This window comes from Pseudoduganella sp. GW821-FHT11H04 (assembly GCF_058807935.1).
Window position 1 is genome coordinate 423,731 of record NZ_JBXARE010000001.1, and the last position, 23,356, is coordinate 447,086.

24 protein-coding genes and 1 tRNA gene are annotated in these 23,356 nt (G+C 51.5%); 20 read left to right on the plus strand and 5 right to left on the minus strand.

The features are described 5' to 3' along the window. Positions 1 to 61: 61 nt before the first annotated feature. Positions 62 to 532 (minus strand): hypothetical protein, encoded by a 471-nt coding sequence (locus AC1RTP_RS02090; protein ID WP_498604353.1) that lies wholly within the window; start codon positions 530 to 532, stop codon positions 62 to 64. Between the two features lie 632 nt (positions 533 to 1,164). Between AC1RTP_RS02090 and AC1RTP_RS02095 the strand changes: the two genes are divergently transcribed. Beyond that, positions 1,165 to 2,109, plus strand: a complete 945-nt coding sequence (locus tag AC1RTP_RS02095) for a reverse transcriptase domain-containing protein (protein ID WP_498604354.1) — start codon at positions 1,165 to 1,167, stop codon at positions 2,107 to 2,109. 5 nt (positions 2,110 to 2,114) lie between these two features. Here the strand turns inward: AC1RTP_RS02095 and AC1RTP_RS02100 are convergent, their stop codons facing one another. Then, positions 2,115 to 3,245 (minus strand): hypothetical protein, encoded by a 1,131-nt coding sequence (locus AC1RTP_RS02100; RefSeq protein ID WP_498604355.1) that lies wholly within the window; start codon positions 3,243 to 3,245, stop codon positions 2,115 to 2,117. A gap of 563 nt (positions 3,246 to 3,808) precedes the next feature. Then, positions 3,809 to 4,048 carry a helix-turn-helix domain-containing protein gene (locus tag AC1RTP_RS02105; RefSeq protein WP_498604356.1) on the minus strand — a complete coding sequence of 80 codons (240 nt, stop codon included), beginning with the start codon at positions 4,046 to 4,048 and terminating at the stop codon, positions 3,809 to 3,811. A 134-nt stretch (positions 4,049 to 4,182) separates the two neighbouring features. Between AC1RTP_RS02105 and AC1RTP_RS02110 the strand changes: the two genes are divergently transcribed. The 14 genes from AC1RTP_RS02110 (at position 4,183) to AC1RTP_RS02175 (ending at position 16,999) form a co-directional block, all read left to right on the plus strand. Continuing rightward, positions 4,183 to 4,575, plus strand: a complete 393-nt coding sequence (locus AC1RTP_RS02110; RefSeq protein WP_498604357.1) for a hypothetical protein — start codon at positions 4,183 to 4,185, stop codon at positions 4,573 to 4,575. A gap of 73 nt (positions 4,576 to 4,648) precedes the next feature. Continuing rightward, complete coding sequence (locus tag AC1RTP_RS02115) at positions 4,649 to 5,131, plus strand: hypothetical protein (RefSeq protein WP_498604358.1); 483 nt, start codon at positions 4,649 to 4,651, stop codon at positions 5,129 to 5,131. Positions 5,132 to 5,226: 95 nt separating this feature from the next. Further along, a complete protein-coding gene (locus AC1RTP_RS02120; protein WP_498604359.1) occupies positions 5,227 to 6,402 on the plus strand; it encodes a hypothetical protein in 1,176 nt (391 codons plus the stop codon). 244 nt (positions 6,403 to 6,646) lie between these two features. Further along, entirely contained in the window at positions 6,647 to 7,354 is a 708-nt protein-coding gene (locus AC1RTP_RS02125; protein WP_498604360.1) for a hypothetical protein, read from the plus strand. 88 nt (positions 7,355 to 7,442) lie between these two features. Then, on the plus strand, positions 7,443 to 8,021 hold the full coding sequence (locus AC1RTP_RS02130; protein ID WP_498604361.1) for a hypothetical protein: 579 nt from the start codon (positions 7,443 to 7,445) through the stop codon (positions 8,019 to 8,021). A 381-nt stretch (positions 8,022 to 8,402) separates the two neighbouring features. Continuing rightward, positions 8,403 to 8,546 (plus strand): hypothetical protein, encoded by a 144-nt coding sequence (locus AC1RTP_RS02135; RefSeq protein WP_498604362.1) that lies wholly within the window; start codon positions 8,403 to 8,405, stop codon positions 8,544 to 8,546. Positions 8,547 to 9,825: 1,279 nt separating this feature from the next. Continuing rightward, positions 9,826 to 11,241: an AICE element replication initiation protein gene (locus AC1RTP_RS02140; RefSeq protein WP_498604363.1), complete on the plus strand. Its 1,416-nt coding sequence runs from the start codon at positions 9,826 to 9,828 to the stop codon at positions 11,239 to 11,241. A gap of 142 nt (positions 11,242 to 11,383) precedes the next feature. After that, positions 11,384 to 11,734 carry a hypothetical protein gene (locus AC1RTP_RS02145; RefSeq protein WP_498604365.1) on the plus strand — a complete coding sequence of 117 codons (351 nt, stop codon included), beginning with the start codon at positions 11,384 to 11,386 and terminating at the stop codon, positions 11,732 to 11,734. A gap of 83 nt (positions 11,735 to 11,817) precedes the next feature. Then, a complete protein-coding gene (locus tag AC1RTP_RS02150; RefSeq protein WP_498604367.1) occupies positions 11,818 to 13,029 on the plus strand; it encodes a site-specific integrase in 1,212 nt (403 codons plus the stop codon). 189 nt (positions 13,030 to 13,218) lie between these two features. After that, a complete protein-coding gene (locus tag AC1RTP_RS02155; RefSeq protein WP_498604368.1) occupies positions 13,219 to 14,469 on the plus strand; it encodes a hypothetical protein in 1,251 nt (416 codons plus the stop codon). A gap of 87 nt (positions 14,470 to 14,556) precedes the next feature. Then, complete coding sequence (locus AC1RTP_RS02160) at positions 14,557 to 15,585, plus strand: ParA family protein (RefSeq protein WP_498604370.1); 1,029 nt, start codon at positions 14,557 to 14,559, stop codon at positions 15,583 to 15,585. 2 nt (positions 15,586 to 15,587) lie between these two features. Next, on the plus strand, positions 15,588 to 16,451 hold the full coding sequence (locus AC1RTP_RS02165) for an SIR2 family protein (protein ID WP_498604371.1): 864 nt from the start codon (positions 15,588 to 15,590) through the stop codon (positions 16,449 to 16,451). 175 nt (positions 16,452 to 16,626) lie between these two features. Further along, positions 16,627 to 16,696 (plus strand) — tRNA-Asn (locus AC1RTP_RS02170). Between the two features lie 57 nt (positions 16,697 to 16,753). Beyond that, positions 16,754 to 16,999, plus strand: a complete 246-nt coding sequence (locus tag AC1RTP_RS02175) for a hypothetical protein (protein ID WP_498604373.1) — start codon at positions 16,754 to 16,756, stop codon at positions 16,997 to 16,999. A gap of 2 nt (positions 17,000 to 17,001) precedes the next feature. Here AC1RTP_RS02175 and AC1RTP_RS02180 read toward each other — a convergent pair whose 3' ends face one another. Continuing rightward, positions 17,002 to 18,657 (minus strand): WD40/YVTN/BNR-like repeat-containing protein, encoded by a 1,656-nt coding sequence (locus tag AC1RTP_RS02180; RefSeq protein ID WP_498604375.1) that lies wholly within the window; start codon positions 18,655 to 18,657, stop codon positions 17,002 to 17,004. Between the two features lie 222 nt (positions 18,658 to 18,879). On the opposite strand from AC1RTP_RS02180, the gene AC1RTP_RS02185 reads away from it, so the two are divergent. Continuing rightward, positions 18,880 to 19,416, plus strand: coding sequence for a PEP-CTERM sorting domain-containing protein (locus tag AC1RTP_RS02185; protein ID WP_498604377.1), 537 nt, complete (start codon positions 18,880 to 18,882; stop codon positions 19,414 to 19,416). A 112-nt stretch (positions 19,417 to 19,528) separates the two neighbouring features. Further along, the gene (locus AC1RTP_RS02190) at positions 19,529 to 20,200 is read left to right on the plus strand and encodes a hypothetical protein (protein ID WP_498604378.1); all 672 of its coding nucleotides are present in this window, start codon (positions 19,529 to 19,531) and stop codon (positions 20,198 to 20,200) included. A 5-nt stretch (positions 20,201 to 20,205) separates the two neighbouring features. On the opposite strand, the gene AC1RTP_RS02195 is transcribed toward AC1RTP_RS02190, so the two are convergent. Continuing rightward, a complete protein-coding gene (locus tag AC1RTP_RS02195) occupies positions 20,206 to 21,135 on the minus strand; it encodes a hypothetical protein (protein WP_498604379.1) in 930 nt (309 codons plus the stop codon). A gap of 110 nt (positions 21,136 to 21,245) precedes the next feature. Between AC1RTP_RS02195 and AC1RTP_RS02200 the strand changes: the two genes are divergently transcribed. The 3 genes from AC1RTP_RS02200 (at position 21,246) to AC1RTP_RS02210 (ending at position 23,356) form a co-directional block, all read left to right on the plus strand. Continuing rightward, on the plus strand, positions 21,246 to 21,446 hold the full coding sequence (locus AC1RTP_RS02200) for a hypothetical protein (RefSeq protein WP_498604380.1): 201 nt from the start codon (positions 21,246 to 21,248) through the stop codon (positions 21,444 to 21,446). A 78-nt stretch (positions 21,447 to 21,524) separates the two neighbouring features. Then, positions 21,525 to 22,586 (plus strand): sensor histidine kinase, encoded by a 1,062-nt coding sequence (locus tag AC1RTP_RS02205; protein WP_498604381.1) that lies wholly within the window; start codon positions 21,525 to 21,527, stop codon positions 22,584 to 22,586. Next, positions 22,583 to 23,356: a LytR/AlgR family response regulator transcription factor gene (locus AC1RTP_RS02210; protein ID WP_498604382.1), complete on the plus strand. Its 774-nt coding sequence runs from the start codon at positions 22,583 to 22,585 to the stop codon at positions 23,354 to 23,356. Before AC1RTP_RS02205 ends, AC1RTP_RS02210 begins: the two co-directional genes overlap by 4 nt.

Consider the following 23,356-nt stretch of genomic DNA (forward strand, 5'->3'; position numbering starts at 1 on the left):
TTGAGGGCGTCCATTGAGGAGTGAGCTATATTAGCTCTCTTTTTTGTTGCCTTTGTCTTATTTAATGCTCATTTTTCGGGACGCTTACAAGCGAAGCAGGAATCGCTAGTCCGCTGTCGAGAAGCGCCAGGTAACGAACCACATCTGTTTCTTTCAACCTACGGTGTCCTGCAGGAGGTTTTGCGAACACTTCAGTCTTGGGGGCATCTTCTTCCATTGCACGCAGTCGAGCTGTTGTAGACATCGTTCCATCAGGTATCCAATCTGTTATGGGGACTCGGGAGAGATACAGAGAGTGAAAGGAAAAACCAGAGTTGCCTTGTTCAAGCATGTACTGGTGTGGAAACCACGGTAACAAATCTCCGCTGAGCCAACGAACCCGTTCTTCCTTGATGCGCTTCAGATCAAAAAAAGTTTTCAGATCCGAGCGTTCAAGCACCAAACAATCAACGCCCCGAAGCCATGCTTGAACAGCAAGGAAGTGGCCGAGAACTTGATGTTGCCGCTGACAGGCTTGACGATAGTCTTCCATATCAACTCCAGTTGATTGAAATGCAATTCAAGAAACGGATGTCCGAATGTCGATGAATCGCCTACGAAAAGCAGGATATCACCTTATTCATAGGGAATTAACTCAGAGCTGCATCTCGATTTGCAACCTGGTCCGGAAAGCTTGAATTCAGTCGCATACAAAGCACCCAGCCTTAACCCGGTTGGTTTTTTGCTTTTCAGGGCCGGTCTATTTGCGCATAGTGGACCAAGGTGAGACGTTTGACGGGCGGGGATGGGGGCATGGTGCATGGGGCTAGTTTCTCGTGGCTCAGATTTGTCGCGAGTGGGGCCGGTGCGTGCACAAATGGAAGATGACCTGCAGGTTGACGCTTGGATCTGTCAACATGGGTGTTGAGTTAGGAAAAAAGAGAATAATGCCGCCGCACACTTCGGCAAATATTTCTTGGCAGCACAATGGTGGTAAATGTTGTACAATTCATCTCATGCCGGCGACTAGGAGCATCTCCAGTCACATAGCTGGCCTCTACGGCGTTTCCTTAATTTACGGTTGTGTAGCCCCTACGGGGGTTGCACGATACGTAACACTTCATATTACCTTCCCGATTAGATTCAATATATACTGAGGAATAATAATTTCCATCGGTAGGCCTTATGTCACCAACATCGCTATCTACTCTCTTCAATGAAATGTTTCAGGGGGAGTTGGATTTTGAAACGTTTTTGCATGCAACATCTCAGCAAGGAACCGAAAAAAGGTACCTCAATGGCAAGCCGATATTCATAGCGGATTCTACGCTTAAGGCTTACCACCGGTTTATACTCAGGTATGTCATTCGGCATTTAAAGATTAACTCTAATGTTGTCTTTTCATATCGGAAGGGCGTAAATGTAGCGGATGCACTTAAGAAACATTCTCGCAGCAAATGTTTTTATCAAACTGATTTTTCCGATTTTTACGCATCGATTGATAGCGCTCTGGTCGAATACATTTTATCAATCAATGAAGAAAAAATTCCGTTCGATGAAGCAAAGAAATACATCAAGTTAATTACGGCTATCGTAACATTTGAATCCCGACTTCCGCGTGGTTTTTCGACATCGCCGGCGTTAAGTAATGCATGCTTATATGAGTTTGATAACAAGTTCTTCGATTATTGTCAGGAGAAGGGGCTGATTTATACCAGATATAGTGATGATATCATCGTTTCTGGTGAGCGCATTGAAGACGTCAAAGAGGCAAGTGGCGTGTTAAACGAGTATATGAAGGATCTTCATGGGGAAATATTTTCAAAAAATTCAACTAAAAGTAAATTTGTTAAGGTGGGTAGGAAAATAAAACTTCTGGGAATGGTTGTTCTCCCCAATGGTACAGTAAGCTTGGATATTGCGTTAAAAAGAAAAATTGAAGTAATGGTGCATTTCTATTCCACTAATAGCTTCAAATTCTTAGAGTTGGTTGGGGATGATGCTGAAAAGGGTAAGCAAATGCTAGTTGGCTACATTAGCTTTGTTAATGCCTCGGATAAAATTTTCCTCCAAAAATTGCGAAACAAATATGGTGGTGGCGTGATTGATGGCTTATTGCACATGCAATAAATACCTCATTTTTCCTTCTTTTCGCTCTTGGGTGAATCTAGTTTTGAAATGGCCGCCATTAGTAATTCCTGCAAGTTCAGCGGGTATGAGTCTGTTTGAGATTGACCTTGTTCGGTAGCCCCAAAGATGCGGCTGGCGATATCGGATTTCAAACGATGCTGCTCGTCTGTTGGGAGCGAGGCAATATAAGGAGTGATAGCTTGCAAGTCCAAGGAAATTCGTTGGTGCAGATATTGTTGGGTGCGGTGTTTGGACGACTCTCGCGCCAAATAGGCTGCGGGCACCGAAAGTGCAAGTGTAAGGACAAACCGGAAAATTGCGGTTTCTAAGTCGAAATGAGGCCTGCCTGATTCAAATAGGGAAAGGGCGAGGAGGAATGTAATGAGCAACATCAAAAACACCGAACCATTTCGCATCGAGTCAGCGGTGCTTTTTTCCGTTGTGGCCGATTTCGTGTAGCTCCCAGAGACTACATTGCCGGAAATTAGTCCGACAAGCTCGTTTACTTCTGCTTGCTTCTTTTTAAGACTCTCTAATACCTCATTCGTCTTTTCACTCACGTCAACTAGCGCATCATCCAAGCGTTTGGAATAAGTTGATAACTCAATATTGGTGCTCTCAGCCTGTTTTTTTGTTTTGAGGATTGCCTGTCTTGACTGGTTATTATCGTTCTGGAGCGCCGCCATTTGACCGCGAATGATGTCAATGGCAGCAGAAATCTTCCTGATCGATTTTTCTTCAGATCGGTCAGATGATGTGACCTCATATTTTTGCGATAAATAATCATGCCGGTCAACGATTAGATTCGCGATGTGTTGCAGAGAATCGACGACATTAAGCGGCAACAATTCATCTTTCGCCTTATCGACCATTTGATTGGCTCGCAGCTTAAGTTTTTCAAAGACGTCCATCATGGAGGTAAGGTTGAAGTTTCCTCCACCTATTTGTTCTAAGACGCGCCCTTTATAGTGGCTGATGCTAAGGAACGACTTCCTAAGACTCTTTTGATGGACATGGTCCGTCACCTGATTTGCTTCTGAGATCGCATTGTCGATCAAATCGCTCCATTTGATTAAATCGTACGCATCATCATCAGTGAGCTGGTGTGTGTTAAGAACTTCGTTATCGTTTGCCATATTTGTTTATAAGGGCGCTGAATTTGTTGGTAGTGATATGCTCGCCGATGTTTTTACTCGCAACATCAATTGAGAAAATTTTTAACGATTTCTGTCAATTGAAATTTTCCTCAAGGGTACTGTTGCCATTCTTTTTGGAAACTATGGGTAAGTGTACCAAATGAGATGGGGTTGAAGCGAGTCCTGACTCCAGTTTCGAAAGGGCTGATTTTTCTCGGCAATGGCTGATTAATCGGCTCAAAGTTCGCTCGCTGCCCATCCGTCATTAGGGTGTGGCGAATTTCGCGTGGTATCTGCGGTCGCTAGCTTGGCCGTGGTCGAATTGGTGGCGGTCGAAGTGATATTGCTAAGCACGAGCCCACCTGGCAGCTTTATTGACGAGCTACTTCATCAGAAGTGAGGGCGAAGCGTTTCAATGCGAGACTTGAGTGAACCCGTGCGTAACTCGCTTTTGCGAACTTCGTTGAGCTAAAGCAGATCAACTGGCGACAGTACGCTGCTTTTCGGGCCTGACGTTGATATTAGTCGAGGGTGGGATGAAATTTGCAATCTATGCAATTACTTCAAGGGCGCAGCATTTCCCATAATGGCTGGGCCACTGCATCAGCGAGTCGTTCCATGTTGTCTATGGAGATATTCCGCTCCCCGCGTTCAACCTGCCCGATATAGGTGCGGTGCAGTCCTGCTTTTTCGGCCAAAACTTCCTGTGATAGCTGTAATTCCTCACGAGCAAACCTTAGCCGTGCGCCAAATCTGATCTTGGCGGTAGGGCAAGCTGTTGGTGATTGGGCTTTGGTCTGCACAGGCCAAAGGGTGCTTTTTTGATGACTTTAGGTCTACAGAGTTTGAGTAGCATGTGCTAGGATTCAAAAAATTTCCTGTTGGATAAGGGCGATGTCCCTTTGCCAATCAAATATTGATAAGAAAGGGCTTTGATATGAGCTGGTGGATGTGGGCATTACTGATCTTCTTCATCATTGCGATGGCAGGTGGCAGCGAGGAAGCTAAAAAGAAAAAGGCTGTCGAAGAGGCGGCAAACGAGGCCGAGAAGCGACGAAAGGAAGCCGAGGACTACATCATGAATAGCGGTGATCAGGATGCCATCAAGGCTCTGATGTTGGCGCGTGCTACTGCGGCACCTCACACCCAAGTCATTACTTCTGCTCCAGGTTCAGGGAGCAGCACCTTGAAGACTGCGGCGGGTGTGGCGGCTGGTGTTGCGGTGGGGCAGACCGTGGCAAATGCAGTGGCAGCAACGGCGGTATCGCATGCCTTGGAAGAGGCTGTGAAGTCGAGCGACGGCAGTAGCTCGTTTGAGTCGGACGAATGATCAGGCCGGAAGTATTTTCAAAGGCTGGAGCAAGTCAGTAATTTCAACAGAAAGGAGCAGTATGCAGAGGGGCATGAGGCGCAATCTATTAATCGGGACTCTGTTGGCGTTCAGTTGCGCTATGGGGCTTGCCGGATGTGGCGGCGATAAGAGCCGGGCCAACGAGGAGCCGCGACAATCACAGGCATCGAGGGAATTATGCGATCAGCTGAGCTCAGCCATTGATCGGAACGTTGTGGCGATAGCCTTTTCGGAAGTTGAGGCGAGGCGTGACAAGAGTGCAGTTCAGCAATCAGCGCGAGGTCAAGACAACGCGAATCGCTTATCGGTAATCGCACTTAATGTTCAGTTGCAGAGCCAGAATAAATGCACTCCGCGTTCAACTGCGATTGATCCATCACTTTATACAAAAGCTGCGTGGGAGTGTGTTGATCTAAGAATTAGGACGCGCAATGTTGCAGAGTATAGGGATGATCCACAAGAGTTAATTGCGATCACCAAGAAAGCGGACGAAGCGTGTGACGTCAAGAAATGGAAAGCCGAAGAAGAAAAGTAATTCTTAAACGCTGATCAATAGTAAGTTCTAGTTGGCCCTCTCACTATCCAGTGGGAGGGCCATTTTTTTTTATCAAAGAAAGGAGCGTCATCAATATGGCCAACAACAAGCACGTCAACTTCACCATCATCGTCAACTGGAAGGAGAGGGGATTCGGATGTTCAAAGGCATGTGCATACTGCAACTGGCGCGGTTCTCCATTGTTGCCTCAAGGGGCGCAGTCGGAGGCTGATGTTAGGGAGTTCATTCGTAAATGTGATAAATCGTTTATAACGATAAGTGGCGGCGGTGATCCTCTGTACCGCTTCGAGGAGAACTTCCCTGCATTGCTGTCTATGTCGGACACCATCAAGGAGGAAGGCTACAACGTCCGAATCATCGCCAGGGAAGTGCAGCATGTGGCGAAGCTGAAAGGCATTGCGGATCATGTCTCGATCTCCTTGGACGACGAAGTGCTGCAATTGCTTGATGATCACCAGCGCCTTTGGGATAGCCAGCAGCTTGATGTTGAATTCTCCTTGGTGCTGCCGCCATTGCCAATGGTGAATCTGCTGGAGCTAAAGCCTCAGTATGCAGCTTTACATAAGCGGCTTGGACGTCGGCTGGTGCTGCGTGAAAACTTCAACAGCATCTTCCCGGTTGACGCAGCAGGTATGTCATTCGGCCACGGCGGAATCGTGTTCGTGCCGAAGTCGTTGTGCCTGAATAGCCGGTATCTCTCGACCATTGACTGCACAGGGTATGAGATCGTGCAGGACAATGCTGCACTGACTGGTTTCCTGATGGGGAACCCCGATGCTTACTTGTTCGGCGGCTTCGTCAAGCACCTGGTAGACCCCGTTGTTCATCTTGAATACAACGATATCGACGTCATTGCGCTCAATACTGGTGTGATGGATGCCTTGATCCAGCAGTTCGGGTTCACGTTCAAGGAGGTGTCGCCGGACGGTGCCTACCCCCGGTATTTCATGGGCAAGTCGGTGAGGGCAGGGAAGTCGATTCAGCTGATCCTGATGGACTCGGATGCCGACGCCAAGCGGTTCATCTTCAACGCCCAGTATGCCGTTGATCGTGTCGGGTTCAACAAGGGCTTCTTCTTCGATCCCATGATTGGCGAAGATGCGATACACGAAGCCATCCACAACAAGGTCGCTCAGACAGTACCAGGCCAGCGCAGCATGGATTTATTTCAGCATGATCGGTCGTTGGTCGAGCAGCGGCACAAGTCAAAGTTAATCAAGAAAGGGTTTTTGATCGTCCACCAGCAGTAGCAATATGTAGCAGTAACCGCAGCACATCACTAATCCTCGCGTCGCCCCTTCCTGGTTTCACCTTCCCCTACTTCCAGCAGTAACCCCGAAGCAGTTCAGCATTTTTTTCGCATCGCAGCATTTCAGGATTTCCGCTTCCCATAGCACCTGTCGTATCCGACGACCTGACGCACGTGCATATCACTCGTCGCATCGTCGGGTGCGTCGCATCCATCCATCAAAAATTTAACCAGAAGGAGTACCTATGCAAGCAACCATTTACGTCACCAACGAGGCCTATCAGACGGCACAGGCGATCAAGGATTTGGACTACTACGACCGACTCAATCTGAGCGACGAGACACCTGACTTCGACAAACGGCCTGGCTATCACCTGAAGAACGCCAATGTGCTCAAACTGGCCATGCTGCCTGATGATGCCAAGGTCATTGACCCAGCTGCTATCGGGCATCCGTTGTCTATGTCGGCTCCAGCCAACCTTCGGGGCTGCATCTTTGTTGGGGCTCCCAACCTTCCTGATAAGTTCGCAGAAATCGTCGCTTACTGGTCCGGCGCAAGCATCAATCTGAGCACTTCCGGTGCAGCCTATTTCCAGTGCCCCCTCAACGAATACATGGTGAACCTTGGGCCTGATCCTGTTGGCGACCCAGTGGACAATGATCGGTTGCTCTCGGAAGGCATCGTCGTCTTGATCTCCAACGTATCGAAACTGCTGCAAGGCTTGTCCCCGGATTGCTATATCGAGGTCAAGTTCGCCATTGATCCAGCAATGGTCGGTGTCGAGCTCGATGACTTCCGTTCGCATAAGGACTACTCGATGGACGGCGCACAAGGCCAGCACTTCGACCAAGTATTCCTAAAGGTGTCTGACATTTTGTATTCACCTGACCCTGATCAGATCTACATCGAGCTTCTGCGCAACGAGCTTATCGATTACGGATATTGGTACTGACATCCAACAGCAAGGCTCCTTGCGATTTTTTATCCATCTTATATGAAGGCACGTTTTGCTTTCTACATTCTAACCACAGGAGAACTATATGCAAGATCCAATCAACCACGATGCAGAAATGAAGGTGCTGAAAGAGGCTGTATGTCCGTCGCTGTCAGGGCGTTCAAATCTGACCTACCACGTTGGCTGTCGCAGCGATCTTCTTGACAAGGAAGGTTTGGAGTTCAACGAAGGCATCAGCTTTCGCATTCACCACAACACAGGCAGCGGCCTATTCAGCAATCAATGGGTGTCGGTCGAATCGCTGAAGCCCATATTCAATAAGGAGAAATCGGAAGATGCGGTCACATCGTCATCGCTAAGTAGCGTCTTTGCTGGATCGTCCGTCAACACTGCCGGATTTATCTTGGCAGTGCTGAAGGCGGAAGGCCTTGTGGTGCACATGCCAGAGAAGCGGCGCTATTACCAATGCAGCAGTTCGGAGCAGTTCTTCATCGAAATCAAGAAGCTATGTGGGGCGTTTTCCGAAGGTGTCGATATGACGATTGCGGTCGAGGCCAATGATTCGTCCAGCGCAGCCAATGGTGATGGGCCCGATATGTCGATTGCTAATGCCGAAGCATCGACGTCCAAGCCTATGTCCATTGGGAAGTCCAAGAAGCGATAGATGGTAGTGACGGAGTTGTAGTCCGGTGGTCTGTCCGAAGCGTGGTGCGGAACCGCTTGAGGTTAAAGGGAGTCTTCCGTACTGGCCTTCGACCTCGGGAATTTCCGAACCATAACCGACCAACACCGGCTGCTGGATTTCATAGATGGCCAATCATCATAGAGAAAGGATTTCTATTGCTCGCATCCGCAACGACCATCGCCGCAATTTGCATAGTCGGCTTAGCTTTCCCCAGCACGCAGCAGGGTGCTATGTCTGGGTTGCTGATCCTACTAATCATCTGTCCAAAGGCCATTCTCGTGGCCTTTTTTATTTTCGTAATTCTCGCTGGTGCAGGTTCCAAACTTAACTAAGGGGTGTTTTATGTCTATTTGTGACGCCATGATTGATGCAGTTGAACAGGTGCTGTTCTGGGAGATCCCTGATGGTGATGTAGGAAGAGTGGCGTGCTATCAGGCAGCACTGATGGCGAAGGTGCATCCGGAATTGATCTACTCGAACCACCTGGATCAAATGGAGTTGTGACCACCGGGCTTCATTAGGAGCACGGTTTGGTCTTCGTGTCGGGGCGTCATATGCGGGAAGTACCTGCCGACGCTCCACATTTTTCTGAATTATTTAGTAGGCCATATCGATACAAAACAACGCAGTAGTGAAGCTGGAATGAAAGGCGGTTTTGACCGAAGAACAGTCTCGGATGACGGCTTGAGGCAGGTGGTTAAATATCCAGTAGGGCAGCATGCCGTCGTCGCGTCGGGCAAAGGGGAAGTGATGGTGCCAGGTCGTCATGTACGTCAGGTGCCGGTGGTCTTTCATCCATGAGTCATGGTGGTAGCGTCAGGTCGTCGGGTGCGTCGGGTGGAGTGCTTCTATATTTCCCCACCTCAGGGCACGGATGCTTAACGATGCGTGAGTGGCACAAGTCGTTTAAGTAGCGCTCTAGTGCATTCAACACAGATCGGCTTTGGCAATTAAATGCGGTGTGCCTTATGCATAATGAGGTGTTTCTTCTTGCTAGTACTGGACCGATCTTGATTGGGAATCTAGAACGGTCTGCTTTATCTGGTTGGAAGAATTCCGTTGAATTCAATTGAGGGCGGAATTTTCATATCACCAGTATCTATATGGTCTACTTCATCGAATCCTATCGAAAAAAATCTTCGGATTGCTATTGACCGTGGCTGTGTCGTGCGTTAAAGTTTCGCATCCCTTCACGACGAAGGAGGCTTGAACTAGGTGCCCATCCAACCAAGCCAGATGCAGATGGGCAGCAGGAAGCAGCCTTTGTTTCGTGCGCAATAATTCAGTGATCGAGTGAAGCCTTGTGTCCATGCAGGGCGAATCAAAAATCGCGGTGAACATATCTTCGGGCAGTGCCCACCTCAAATATGGACGAACCTAGACACTGCCTCACGGCTCTGTTTTGGTTGCAAAAAAGTTTCAGCAAGCGCAGTACAACTTACGAATCCGTTATCCCTTTCTCAGCCGATTTTGTGCTGCTTAGGAATCAGTAATGCATCTGGTCGTTCCTTTGATCTGGTGCTGTGAGACCGACCCTGCAGGCGTCAGGTCGTTGGGTTCGTGAAGTGGACAGGCACTTTGCTGGAGAAATCAAAAATCCAATTGCCGAATGATAGATATGTCACAGAAGAATACATGCAATACCGATTCAGAAGTAGCAGAGCCAGTAGTCGCAGAGCCAGTTGTAGCAGAACCAGTAGTGATTTTGCCACCAGAGCCAGAAGTTCCTGGCCCTTCACGGCTTTCGAAAAGCAGCCGAGTAGGGCCAACAGTGAGATTTGATGTGTTTGTCGACCAGAATGGGCGGGCGTGCGTCCGTGCCGAAGGGGAAAGTGAAGGCGGGGATAAAGGCAATGCATACGCGCTGACCATTGGAAGTCAGCTAATGAATGCCCTTATTCGGAAACAGATGCGTGAAGCGGGACAGTTGCTCAAGCCGTCAGCATTGGAGAACATTAACGAAGAACTCAGGCAGGATGCGGAGGAGGTCGGCCACGCTTATGAAACACACCATCGTGTGGCACCAGTCGAGGGCGGTGTAGAGATTGATATCGGCGATGACGCCCAGACGCGTGTCAGGATTAGCCATGGCAGTGTGCGCCTGATTAAGAGCGGCTCCGAGGTTTTGTTCCGTCGATATAGGAACTCCAAGCCAATGGCGATGCCTGTGCCACCAGGGCAGGGCGATTTCAACTTGATCGACAAGTACCTTGAGAACCTGCACCCGATGTCACGCATGCTGCTCAAAGCTTGGATGACGTACACATTAGCGAAGCCTAAAGTGCCGACCTCAAAGTTCGTCATCTTACAACTGCTGGGTGGACAAGGAAGCGGTAAGTCTATGTTGACGAAGCTGATTAAGCGTCTGCTTGATCCAGCTATCACTGACGTGCAGACCATGCCCGCGAACGAAAGGGACCTCGGGATTGCAGTGCAGCAGGCCCATGTGGCTTGCTTCGATAATCTTCGTGTCATTTCCAAGCTGATGTCAGACCGATTGTGCACTGTTGCCACGGGCGGCAGCCAGACGGGACGTCAACTGTTCACGAATGATGAGCAGAACGTCATTGAGTTGCATGGTGTGTTGGTGTTAAACGGCATTCATCCCTTCGTCAGCGAGTCGGACCTTGCTCAGCGGTGCTTGCCGCTGTCTTTGAGGGCTATTCCACCAGAACGCCGTAGGTCTGAAATCGACGTGGAAGCGGATCTGAGTAAGGACTTGCCGATTATTCAGGGCGGGCTCTTTGACGAGATAGCAAAGATCCAAATGCAACTGCCGCACGTCAAGCTTACTTCGCCGGAGCGCATGATTGATTTCTGCAAATGGCTGGGTGCCATGGAGATCGTGAAAGGCCTTCCGGCCGGGGTCTATCAAGCCGCCTACAGCGATATTCTCAACCAAGGGCAGCGCGATGCTTTGATGGACAACTTGCTTGGAGCCGCCTTAGTTAATTTCGGAGAAGACCTTTGCGATGAAGGTTGGACCGGAACACCTACTCAGCTTCTTCAGCAACTTACCTTCAATCAGGATGGGATGGGAACGCGCTCAAGAAGCTGGCCAGATAACGCTACGGCGCTTTCCAAACGCATTGTGGGCTTGCAGGCAGCGTTACTGACGCAGGGCATCCACGTGGAACTTGGGCGGGGCAAAGAGCGAACAATCACGATAACGAAGGCAGCTAGCAAGCGACGCACCTGACGAAGCGACGCCCACGACAGAGGCATTGACAGGGGACTCGCTGGAGCGTCGGAAGCGTCGCTTGTGTCGCGTCGTGAGCTTAAACCTAACTAAACAACTATCGGCCCATTACAGGGGCAACACACTTAAAAAGGAAAAAATTATGCAAGAGTTAGCTTCGATTAATCAAAATGCTTCGGCTCTGATCATGAATCTTAATGCGCAACTCGGGGCTGGTATGTGCGTTCATGTGCAGTTGTACAACGGCGAATATGTAGACGCTGAATTTTATAACTATTTAAAGGCTGCGGTGTTGATGGCGATTCCTGAATTCTCTGGTGGCACAGTCTGTAGCACAAGCGAGTTGCTTTCGCCCTGTTATTGGGACTCGTACGACAAAAAGCAACGGCAGGTGGCTCGAAACTGCGCGATGCATCTTGCTGTGACTAGGGAGGCGAACTTGAAGTTTTTCACGTTGAAATCTAATGGCGACCCGTTATTTCAAATAGTTTGATCTTGGCGTGGTCGGCACATCGTTAAAAATTTTTCTGAGTGTTCCGACCACTTTTTTTTCCAATCACCGTCAAAGGAGAATGCATGGCTAGAAAAAAACTTACCGAAACATTCATTGCGAAAGATCTGGTTTGCCCGCCAAAGGAGTCCCGTATTGAATACTGTGACTTGGACTTTCCTGGCCTATACATCGAGGTCCGCGCTACAAGCCCCGGCCAAGGCACGTACTATTTGCGCTACAAGAACGCCCTCAACAAGACCGCGCACCAGAAGTTGGGCCGAACCACCGAAATCAGCTTAGCCGAAGCCCGAAAACGAGCCAAGCTGCAAAAGGCGGAAATTGCATTGGGGGCTGACCCACGCGCCGAAGAACGGGCTCGGAAGGCCGTCATTACTTTCTCCGAGTTCTTCGACGAGAAGTACCTGCCGCATGCCAAGGCTCACAAACGATCGTGGGTTCGTGATGTGCAATTGTTCCGCCGCGTTCGTGACGTCTTCGGCAGCAAGCGCCTGAACGAGATCACTCGGCACCAAATTCAGGACTTCCATTCGTCGGTCAAGGTCGAAGGTCTGTCGCCCTCCAGTGCAGACCATCACCTGAAGCTGATTCGCCATTCGTTGAACTTGGCGGTTGAGTGGGAAATGCTCGACAAGAACCCTGCGGCGGGCATCAAGCAGTTTAACGAGGACAACAAGGTCGAGCATTACCTTGATGACGATGAACTGGAAAGGCTGGTGTCTGTGCTGCGTGCCGACGATCCACCCATGGTGTGCCGGGTTGCCTTGTTCCTGCTGTCCACCGGAGCCAGGTTGTCGGAAGCGTTGCAGGCTCAGTGGTCTCACATCGATAGAAGGTCTCGGGTGTGGCTTATTCCTGCGACGAACTCGAAGTCCAAGCGGCTGCGTTCGATTCCCTTGAATGATCATGCAATCGAAGTATTGGATCGCCTGGGCACTGAGGGGAAGTCGGAACACCTGTTCATCAACCTGCAAACTATGGAAAGGCTCAAGGTGGTGAATAAGGTCTGGGGGAGGCTGCGAATCAAGGCTGGACTTCCTCACCTGAGGCTGCACGATCTTCGGCATCAGTTCGCTTCGTTCTTGGTCAATGCCGGCCATACCATCTACGAAGTCCAAAAGATCCTTGGGCACTCGGATACTAAGGTGACTGAACGATACGCGCACTTATCGCAAAAGACTTTGGCAGGGGCGGCCAATAGCGCATCGAATGTGTTGATGGGGGCTGGTCGGGGAGTGCTGGTGATGCCGGTGCAGCAGGAGTTGGTGGCCGCGTAGTGAGGGAAGGTCGGGGCGGTGCATGTACTGGCCGCCTCAAGTTTCTTGCTCTAGTTTATTGATTTAATTGAAATGTTTCTTTTCTTTGATGCAAGATGTTATCCTAGAGGTAAATAATCGCATTCGCGCAGAAGGCTGGCTATAGTTGCGTGAGGCAAGCACGATGGCAAGTTTACAAGTGAGAGCTATATGGCATTGTATGAAATGACCGGAAACGGTTTGAGCACTATTGATCCAACGTCTTTTACACAATTGGGGATCTTAGAGCGGCAAAATATCCAGAAGGCTATACGTGCAAACATTCATGCAATTACTCCGAATGCTAAGACCATGGTCCTCGCGGAAGAGTTCGGCGACTGGGTCGGCGCGAATCGACGAATCGACCTGCTCTGTTTGGATGATCAAGCAAATCTCGTCGTAGTAGAGCTCAAACGGGATGACAGCGCCAATATGGAGCTTCAAGCCCTACGTTATGCTGCTATGGTTTCAACTATGCGCTTCGACCAAGCAGTGGAAGCCCATCGCAAATATCTCCTCTCGATCGGATGTGATGACGATCCAGCGCAATCAATCCGAGATTTTCTGGAGAAGGAAGAGGACGAGGTTGTTGCATTTACCGATAAGGTGCGAATAGTCCTCGCGTCGGCGGAGTTTTCCCCAGAGCTTACAACGGCGGTGTTGTGGCTTAATAAACAGGGACTCGATCTTCGCTGCGTTCAAATGCGTCCACACCAGATCGGTGACCGTGTCCTGCTTGATATTCAGCAAGTTATCCCCCTTCCTCAAGTGGAACAATATCAAGTCGCGGTTCGTGAGAAGTCTATGGAGCAGGACGCTGCAAGGAAGCAGAACCGCGATCTGACGCGATATGACTTAACCATCGGAGAGATCACTCAGACGAATCTTCCAAAGCGAAGGTTAATATTTGGTGTCGTTGCCGAAGCAATTCGACAAGGTGTTCCCATCTCTGAAATTGAGTCATGTGCTGATTGGCGGGGGAACTTGTTCGTCTCAGTGGAGGGGACATTGAATGAATCTGATTTTTTGAAAGCATTCCAGGGAAAGAACATTCGCTACTTCACCTCAGAGGGCGAGCTTTTCCATATCAAAGGCAAGACGTTTGCATTCTCAAATCAATGGGGTGTCCGCACTCTGGAGGCTGTTGGCAATCTAGTCGCCCGCTTACCGCAACCTGATGGAATCTCCTACCTCCCTACTTCTGAGACGATTGTTGAAATTCCTTACTCCAACTACGTCGTACGTCGTCGTGCGAATGGCGCAATTGAAGTTGAAAAAGCTGGGGCCCAAATCGTTCCTGTCATGCCGGCCTTGCGTGACCTTGCCAACGAATTAAAAGTTCAGCTCGTGAACGGAAATGGAAATCCGTTGAACATACGGCAACTTGGAAGCTCCATTATGGAGGCGTTGGAAGGTCTATAACCGTTTCGCTTCTCCTAATGTTGGTTGAGAACTCTTTTGTATACGCGGTTGCCCCGCTGTTAAGAATGATAAACTTGTGAGAATAATATGGCAAAAGTAGTAAGTTTTTTTAACAACAAAGGTGGTGTCGGTAAAACGACAACTTCGACAAACGTAGCGGCAGGCCTGGCCCAAAAGTTTGGGAAAAAGGTTCTGTACTTGGACCTAGACCCCCAATGCAATTCAACTCTTCTCATTACTGGTGAGGATAAGGTAACTGATTGTTATTGGATCAATCCTGGTGCAACTGAGACCATCTTGAATGTTGTGGCACCATTGCTTGAAGATGAGCCTACAATTGCATTCGATAAAAAAATGGTGAATGTGACGCCAAATAGATTCGGTGTCCACGTACTTATGGGGCATCCGAAATTGTCCGCAATCGAAGATCGGTTGGGGGATGCTTGGGTGAAATTGGCAGGTGGTGAAATTGGCGCACTTCGTAAGACTAATTGGTGCCATGCTTTAGTGACCGAGCTGCGCGACAGTTATGACTACATATTTATTGATTTAGGACCTAGCCTTGGCTCGTTGAACCGCTCTGCGTTGATCGCCTCCGATTATTTTGTAACGCCGATGTCGATAGATATATTTAGTATTATAGGATTGCGTAATATCTCAGATTGGCTGACGCAATGGATCAAGAGGTATGAGCGGGGGGTTGAGAATTTGATACTCAATGATCAAGGCGATTTGCTTAAGAAATATCCTGTTCGGGAGAATTTGCCGATACGAAATGGCTGTATCGGATATACAACCCAATCATACGCGACTCGAAAGAATAAGGATGGCGAAAGGCGCCCAACGCAAGCGTTTGAGAATATTTTAAATCAGTTTGGTGAGGAATTTGTTCTCAACTTGGGAGGCTTTATTCCGGAGGCAGTGAAGGATTCGGTAATATTGGGCGAAATACCGAATATGTTTAGCTTGGCACCATTGGCACAAAAGAATTCAGCGCCGATTAGGGGCCTTAAGGCGAGTGATGGGATATTTGGTGCACACTATTCTCAGGCAAAGGTCTATTCCGACATCTTTGACCAAGTGTCTGAGAATTTGATCATGAATACTGGGGGCTAATTGTGATAAATTGGCCAGAATCACTTGTTGAGGAAATCGCATCGAAGCGCGCGATTTTATTTTTGGGCTCCGGAATTTCTTCTAGCTCTGTTAATGCTGCAGGTGAACGGCCACCATCTTGGAAAAAACTTCTTGAAGATGCAGTGGCGAAGTTTGTAAAGCAAGCAGACGCTAAATATGTCGGTGAACTTCTGGATAAGGAACTCTTTCTTGATGCAGCCGAAGTCGTTTTTGATGGGGTCCCCCAAGCTGATCGTCGTGTCTTCTTTCAGAAAATTTTTGCAGTTCCTAGGTTTGAAGCCTCTCGCTTTCATGCTGCAATACAAGGTATCAATGCTAAGATTGTAATAACAACCAATTATGATCAACTGTATGAGGAGCAGTGCGGCGCACTCGTTGCAGGGCGAGGGTATGCTGTCAGGAAATATAACGACAGAAATATTCTAAATGATGTCCGCTCTAAGGATAATCTGATTGTCAAGGCGCATGGTTGCATGAATAATACTGAGGCCCTTGTTTTGACTCGGTCAGATTATTTTAAGATCAAGAAGGAGCATTGGCAATTTTATAATGTTCTGGATAGCTTACTTACAGTTAATACGGTTGTATTTCTCGGGTGCAGTATGACGGACCCAGATATACAGCTGGTATTGGAAAATACGAATATTGCTGCGACTTCGGATCATACTCACTATGCAGTGCTGCCTGAAGGAAGGCACCCAGCACTACTTCGAGCGATGGAGAATTCGTATAATATTAAAGCGTTGCAATATGAATACGACGCAGATGGTGGGCACGATGTGTTGTACGAGAGTTTAGTTGACTTGAAAAATCGGGTTGACGATGTAAGGCACGTGCTTGTTTGACGTTTTGCCGAGGTCTCGGTTTCAGTTCGGCGTTCGGCAGCCACAAGCCCTTGACCTGACTCAACTTCCTGGCAGGGATGCCACGGCAGCAGGTATACTGTCTCGGTATTAGGTCGGCTTTTGATGGGCTCCGCAGCGGTGGCCAAGAAAGCCGTTACGTTTCTTCGACTTGGTGCCCATAGGTTTGCAGGATCGCCGTTCTGTTAATCCGCAGGTCCCTGGTTCGAGTCCAGGTCGGGGAGCCAGAACAAAGAAAAGCCCAACCTTCCCAGGTTGGGCTTTTTGCATTTCAGGAGTTACACATGGAAAACAACGACCAGCGCTATTTAGTCCAGCAGAACAAAATCAACGAACCAGGCAAACCGCCGGTCTTCGCGCGGGTCATGCGCAGCAAAGAGGGCGTGTTCGAAGGTGTCTCCTTCATCAAGAATAAAGACAAGGCGACGGTAATGACGATGGCCCAAGCACAGGAAGCGATGGCATGGGCGGCGAAGAAGAAGTCCGCTGCCCACGAGTACGCGACCAAGATCATCTGCGTTGGGCAATAGGCTTACATTGCCACGCGTTCCGGCGACCAGGTGGCGCCGCCGTCCTTGCTCACGAAGATGCGATTGATGATGTCAACGTAGAGGATGAACTGTTTGGTGGCGATCATCTGGCTGGCCATCGCGGGCGTTTCCGGGATGACGGTTTGCCAGCTTGCGCCGCCGTCGCTGGTCTTTTTCAGGCTGGTAGAGCCTGCCATCATTCCGTTTGCGGCGCACAGCATGTAGCCGTTCAGCGCGGTGGTGAAGTCGATGGACACGACGCGCGAGTAGGTGCCGGCGCAGCTGCCTGGTACTTCCTTCCAGCTGGAGCCGAAGTCAGTCGAAGTAAATGGTGTGACGCGATGGCCGCCGCTGGACAGCAAGGTCTGGCTGTCCACCGCCTTGACGTCGCGATACCAGCCCGCGGTTGCAACGGTTTGCCAGGTGCGTGCGTCCAGGTCGAGGACCTGCACCGTGCGCACGGGAGTGACGACAATGTACTTATTCCCATGGATCGTTGCCACGTGCTGGACGCTGGAGTGGACGGTTAGAAGATACGGGTTTTCAACCGCGAAGCGCTTCAATTCGGTCCACGATCCGGATGCGATGTCGCGGGTACTCCGTACGATGAATTCGTTTTTCTCCAGGCTCAATACCAGGAACTCGCCGCGGTATTCCTGGATATTCAACACCAGCCCGGTACGCGTTGGGAACTGCGCGCGTTTCCAGCTTGCGCCACCGTCGGCAGTCATGTAAAGCTCGCCTTCTTCGCCGCCAACAACGATGTTCTGGCGGTCGCGTGCGTGCACTGCCATCAGTTCACGTGCGTCGCCAACGTTCATGCGAATCCATGTGCCCGAAGGCTCACGAATCAGCAATTGCCCGAGGTTGCTGGCTGCAATGAGTTCGCCGGTCGGGAGTTCGAGGGCGCTGTTCAAGGCATAAGTGCTGGCGCGAGCGAGGTTGAGCCGCGTTACTGGGTCGGTTGTCTTTTTCCATGCGTCGAGCGCTTCTGTCGCAGACATGTTATCGGCAATCGCCTGCATGATGCTGGTGGTGGCACCGCCAACGCCGCTCACGAGAGGCGAGTTGCTGGCCACACCCATGGACGTGCTGCTAAGCGCGTTGTCCTTGCCGAGTGAGGAGCCGTCGAAGGAGAGCTGGGTCGACTGACTCTTGCTCAGCAGTGGGAATTCCTCATTGAGCATAGGCGTCAGTCCATCATCCTTGTCGCTGCGGAACACGGCGTAGCCATTGTTGCCTGTGGATTGGTAAATGACGCTGCCCAGGTTCGTGACCTGGCCCGCCTTCACTTCAAACGAGAGCCCTTGGCCCTTCAAGTCTGCACTTTTGATTGCGAAGAATAACTCTGCGAGTTCATATTTGCCCTCCGGCAGGAAGCCGCTGAAGACCTGGGTGCTTCTGCGTCCCTCGGACGGCGACAGCTGCAACTGGTGTTTGCTGCCGTTTGAATCACGGACATACAAATTGGCCCACTGGTTGGAGAGGCCCAATTGGGAACTGATCGTCGGAGTATTGGTAACGATGCGGACAAGTGCAAGGCCATTGTTCGCTGGAAAGTTCGAGCTGCGAGGATCGACGGCCGGGCCAGTGCCGGCGCAACCAGCCAGGGTAAGGGCAGCCGCCCAGAGTAATACGCTAAGGAATATTTGGCGCATGGAGTTTGTTGTTTTCTTGATAGGGCGCTCATTATCGTTATCGCATGCGATCTCCGTCAATAAACCCGCCAATATTGATGTCGGAAAACTTTACAGTTGCTGAGGTAATATTTTTTTCTCCACGGATAAGTTGTTGATCTATTTCATCTTTTAGCAATATTGGGAAAGTGGCATGGAACTTGCGTAATGCTAAATTCCAAAAATATAACTAGGTAATACCTGATGAAAATTCAAAACGTAATTCGCACTGTTGGTTTCGTCGCTGCATTCGCCATGGCTAACCTGGCCCAGGCAGACACGTTCACTGTTGATTCGAACGCAAACAGCATTTTCGGCGGTTCCGGTCTCAACACCGGCATTCACCTGGACGCTGGCCAGCACCTGACGATCTCCGTTGACCCATCGCAGACCTGGAATTTCGGCGGCGGTGTGGCTGACTACACCACCAACGCTGACGGCATTCCTGGTTGGGGCATGGGTGTCAGCAACCCTGATGGCAGCGGCTTTACCGCCGACATCGGCCAACTGGTTGGCCAGATCGGTACCGGCACTGCGGACGTGGGCAATTTCTTCATCGTCGGCACCAGCTTTGATGGCTTCGCCAACGCCAGCGGCGCGCTGAACCTGTTCTTCTGGGATTCCGACGCATGGAATAATATCGGCGCCGTTGCTGCCGACGTACAAGTACCTGAGCCTGCTTCGATGGCGCTGTTCGGCCTGGGCCTGCTGGCGCTGGCACGCACCCGCCGCCGCGCTTAATTCGAGCGTAGTCCGCTTTTGAAAGCCCCACCTGGTGGGGCTTTTTGCTTTTCAGTTTTCAAAATGATAACCTGTTGCGGTGTGATATTTTTGACAAAACTGGAGAGTGGAGATGCGCACAATTACCGGACGAGTGCTTGTCCTAGGCCTGTTTGTTTACAACCTCGCTTCGGCGGCGGACCAGCACGCGCCCATCGCTGCGCCGCAGGTCACGGTCGGGGATAGTTGGACCTACCAGTACACCGACGTCTGGAAAAACGAGCCCGGCCACCAGAACCGGGTGGAGGTCACGGCGGTCAACGACGCCGGGATCGAGGCGGACCTCAAGCGGGCGGATACGGGAGCGCTGGTCTCTCACCAGCATTTCAGCCGCGAAATGAATCCCTTTGACCGCGGCCAGGCTCATTTTGCGCCGGCATTCACCCGATTCGCATTCCCGCTTGAGACGGGCAAAGTGTGGAGCAGTGAGACTACCGCGGAGAATCCGGCGGCGGGTAAGCACTGGCGTTACCAGATTGAAGGAAAGGCGCTAGGCTGGGAGAAAATCAAGGTGCAGGCCGGAGAGTTCGAGGCGATGAAAGTTGAAGTAACGGCCTATTATCAAAATGATGAAATTGGCCGAAATCGCGGTTCCAGCAAGGCGACTGAGACGGTCTGGTATGCGCCGGCCGTCAAGAATTACGTCAAGCTAGAGTACGTGGACATCGATAGGTACGGCCGCGTGGCCAAGCGCGATATGTGGGAATTGACCGCGTACGACAACAAAGCTGTTGCGGCTAATTAGTGGCCTTACGGAGCGCGTTCGCGCGCTGCTTTAGCATGGCGTGGGCAGATCCCATGGCGCGGTTCGAAAGGGTCGAGCCACAACTCGCGCCGCGCCAGCAGCGCCGGCTCAAGCTGGCTGTTGGGCAGGTCGATATGAATGCGATCGCATAAGCGGGCACGTTTGAGGTCGGTCCGGTAATGCGCCAGGATCAGTTGGGCCAGCGAGCCATCTTTCAACATTGCTTCCAGTCCCGCGGAAACGCGTTGGCGTAGCCTGTTTTCCTGTGGCGCAAAGAAAAATAGCCAGGGCATGCGCGCATGCAGTACGACTCCTTCCTCGATCGCCAGCCCGGGGTATTTTTCGCGGTGTTTATCATATTCATTGAACACATCGACCAGGCTGCGCGGCAGGTAATCGAATCGTCCTGCCTGCAGCATGAGGAATAAGCCTTCGTAGCTGTTACCGGTCACGATACGGTACTTGTTTTCTTCCAGGATGTTGCGCAACGCCCAGGTGGCGCCGACGCCTGCAGATGCCTGAGCCAGTTGACCGCTCTTCGCCAATTGCTGCAGGCGCGGCAGGCTGTGGCTATCCGCCAACAGCAAACGCCAGGATTGTAGGCCAAGGTCAATCGGGATGGGGATGGAGGGCAGGCCCTGCTGCCATTCCGTATCGGCCAGCATGGCCGCGATATTGACCTGCTTGCCGTCTTTTAAAGCGCTGAACAGGCGCGCGCGCTCCATGAAAACGGGCGCTTCGTCGATCTGGTAGGGGCCGTATTCGCCCGTGGTGCGTTCGAGCGCGGCGCGCAGGACGATGCGGGTGAAGTCGCGGCGCTGATCGTCTTTGTTTTCAGCGTGGTCGATAATGGCTATATCCTTTGCACTCGCGGGCCAGCCCGCCGCGAGGGCGAGGGCCAGAAAGGTGTTGCGGAATGCATGGAGGATCTTCATCGTATAAACAATATACGTTAACGTTAGCATATTGTGTATTAAAATTTTCGCTACTGGACGGATGGCTGCCCCGGGGGTATGCTTCAGCCGCTTTTGAGTAGGAGGTTGTGATGGCAAAAAAGAAAGAAGAACTCGATCCGGAAACCTTGGAATTGATCCATTGGTGCATCGAGGTGGAAGGCTTCCTGGTCAAGGGTGGCGCTACGGTTGAAGAAGCACAGGACCATATCGAAGAACAGATCGAATGGTTCACCGACTTGTTCTATGACGGCTTGACGCCGGAAGAAGCGGCCAAGGAAGCACTGGCCTAAACGGTTTCGCGCCGCCCTGGCGCGGTTTCGTCGCAAAATAGTTGCATGGCAAGCGCCCGTAGGGCGAAAATGCTTGCCATGCAGATAACTCCCCGCAAGTCCTCATTCCCATTCCGCCGCCTTGCCATCGATGGCACGTATGTCGCGGCCTTCAATGTCGTGTGTGCGCTGATGATCACCTATGTGTTTGGCGGCGGACGCAATTTCGGGCCGAATTTGCTGGTCTCCATGTGCATCGGTATCAGTACCTGGTTGCTGGTCGATGTCGCGCGCTTCCTGCTGTGGGGACTGGAGAAAGTCAGGTGGCTGCAGTTCTTGCCGGTGCTGGCGCTGGCGGTATTGGGCGGCGTTTATCTTGGCATGCTAGAGGCGTCCTGGCTGTTGGACATGGAGATCGACACCCTGCGCTACCTGCGTGGTGAGCGCGGCGTGAGCGCCTTGCTGTTCACTGTTTTCGCGACCGGTGCGGCGACGCTGTTCTTTGCGGGCCGTGACCGTCTGTCGCAGGCGCGCGCCGAGGCGGCGTTGGAGAAGGCGCGGGCCGAGGCGGTCGAACGCCAGGCGCTGCAAGCGCAATTGCAAAGGCTGCAGGCGCAGATCGAACCGCATATGCTGTTCAATACCCTGGCCAATTTGCAGGGCCTGATCGCTATTGATTCTGTGCGTGCGCAATCCATGCTGGACCAGTTGATTGTCTACCTGCGTGCGACATTGAGCGCGGCGCGTGCCGAGCGCACGACGCTGGCGCAGGAGTTTGCTCTGCTGGATGCTTACCTTGGGCTGATGTCGGTGCGTATGGGCGCGCGGCTTAGCTTTGCACTGGATTTGCCGGAGGATTTGCGCGGCACCGAGTTGCCGCCAATGCTGCTGCAACCGCTGGTTGAAAATGCGATTGCCCATGGTGTTGAGCCGAACGTGGCCGGCGGCCATATCCAGGTGTCGGCTCGCGCTGCGGAAGGCGGGCTGGAATTGCTCGTTTCCGATACCGGGCGCGGGCTCGATGCGGGTCCTGGTAAACCGGGCACCGGGCTGGGGCTGGCCAATGTACGCGAACGCCTGCAAGCCTTGTACGGCGGGCGCGCTTCCTTTTCCCTTGAAGCAGCGCCGCAGGGCGCGACTGCACGAATTCTTCTCTCATGATTACTGCGCTGATTGCTGAAGACGAACCAATCCTGGCCGCGACTCTGGCGGCTGCCTTGCAGCGCCAATGGCCTGAACTTTCCATTGTGGCGTCCTGCGCCAATGGCATCGAGGCGTTTGCGCAGGCTGCGGACTTGCAGCCGCAAGTGCTTTTCCTCGATATCAAAATGCCGGGCAAGTCCGGGCTGGAGGTGGCGGAGGAACTGGCCGATACCTGGACCGGGCCGGCGCCATTCCCGCAAATCGTGTTCGTGACTGCTTACGATGAATTTGCGGTTCAGGCTTTCGAGCGCGAGGCGGCTGATTATGTGCTGAAGCCTGTCAGCGATGAGCGCCTGGCGCGCACAGTGGCGCGCTTGCGTCTTCGCTTGCAGGACAAGCCTTCCGGCGGGCTGGAAGCGCTGGCGGCGCAGTTGCGCGCGCTGGGTGTGCCGGTGGCGGTGCAGCGTTTAAGCGTGATCCGCGCGGCGGTGGGCAACCAGGTGCGCATGGTGCCGGTGTCGGAGGTTGTGTATTTCGAGGCGGCCGATAAGTATGTGAACGTGGTAACGGCGGAGAGCGAGTTGTTGATCCGCATGAGCCTCAAGGAATTGCTGCCGCAGCTCGATGAGCATTTGTTCTGGCAGGTGCATCGCGGCACCATCGTCAATTCTGCTTGTGTGCTGAGCGCTTTGCGGGAGGAGGGCGGCAAGATGTCGCTGGCCTTGCGCGGGCGTTCGGAGAAACTGCGGGTTTCTCCTTTGTACGCGCACCTGTTCCGTCAGATGTGA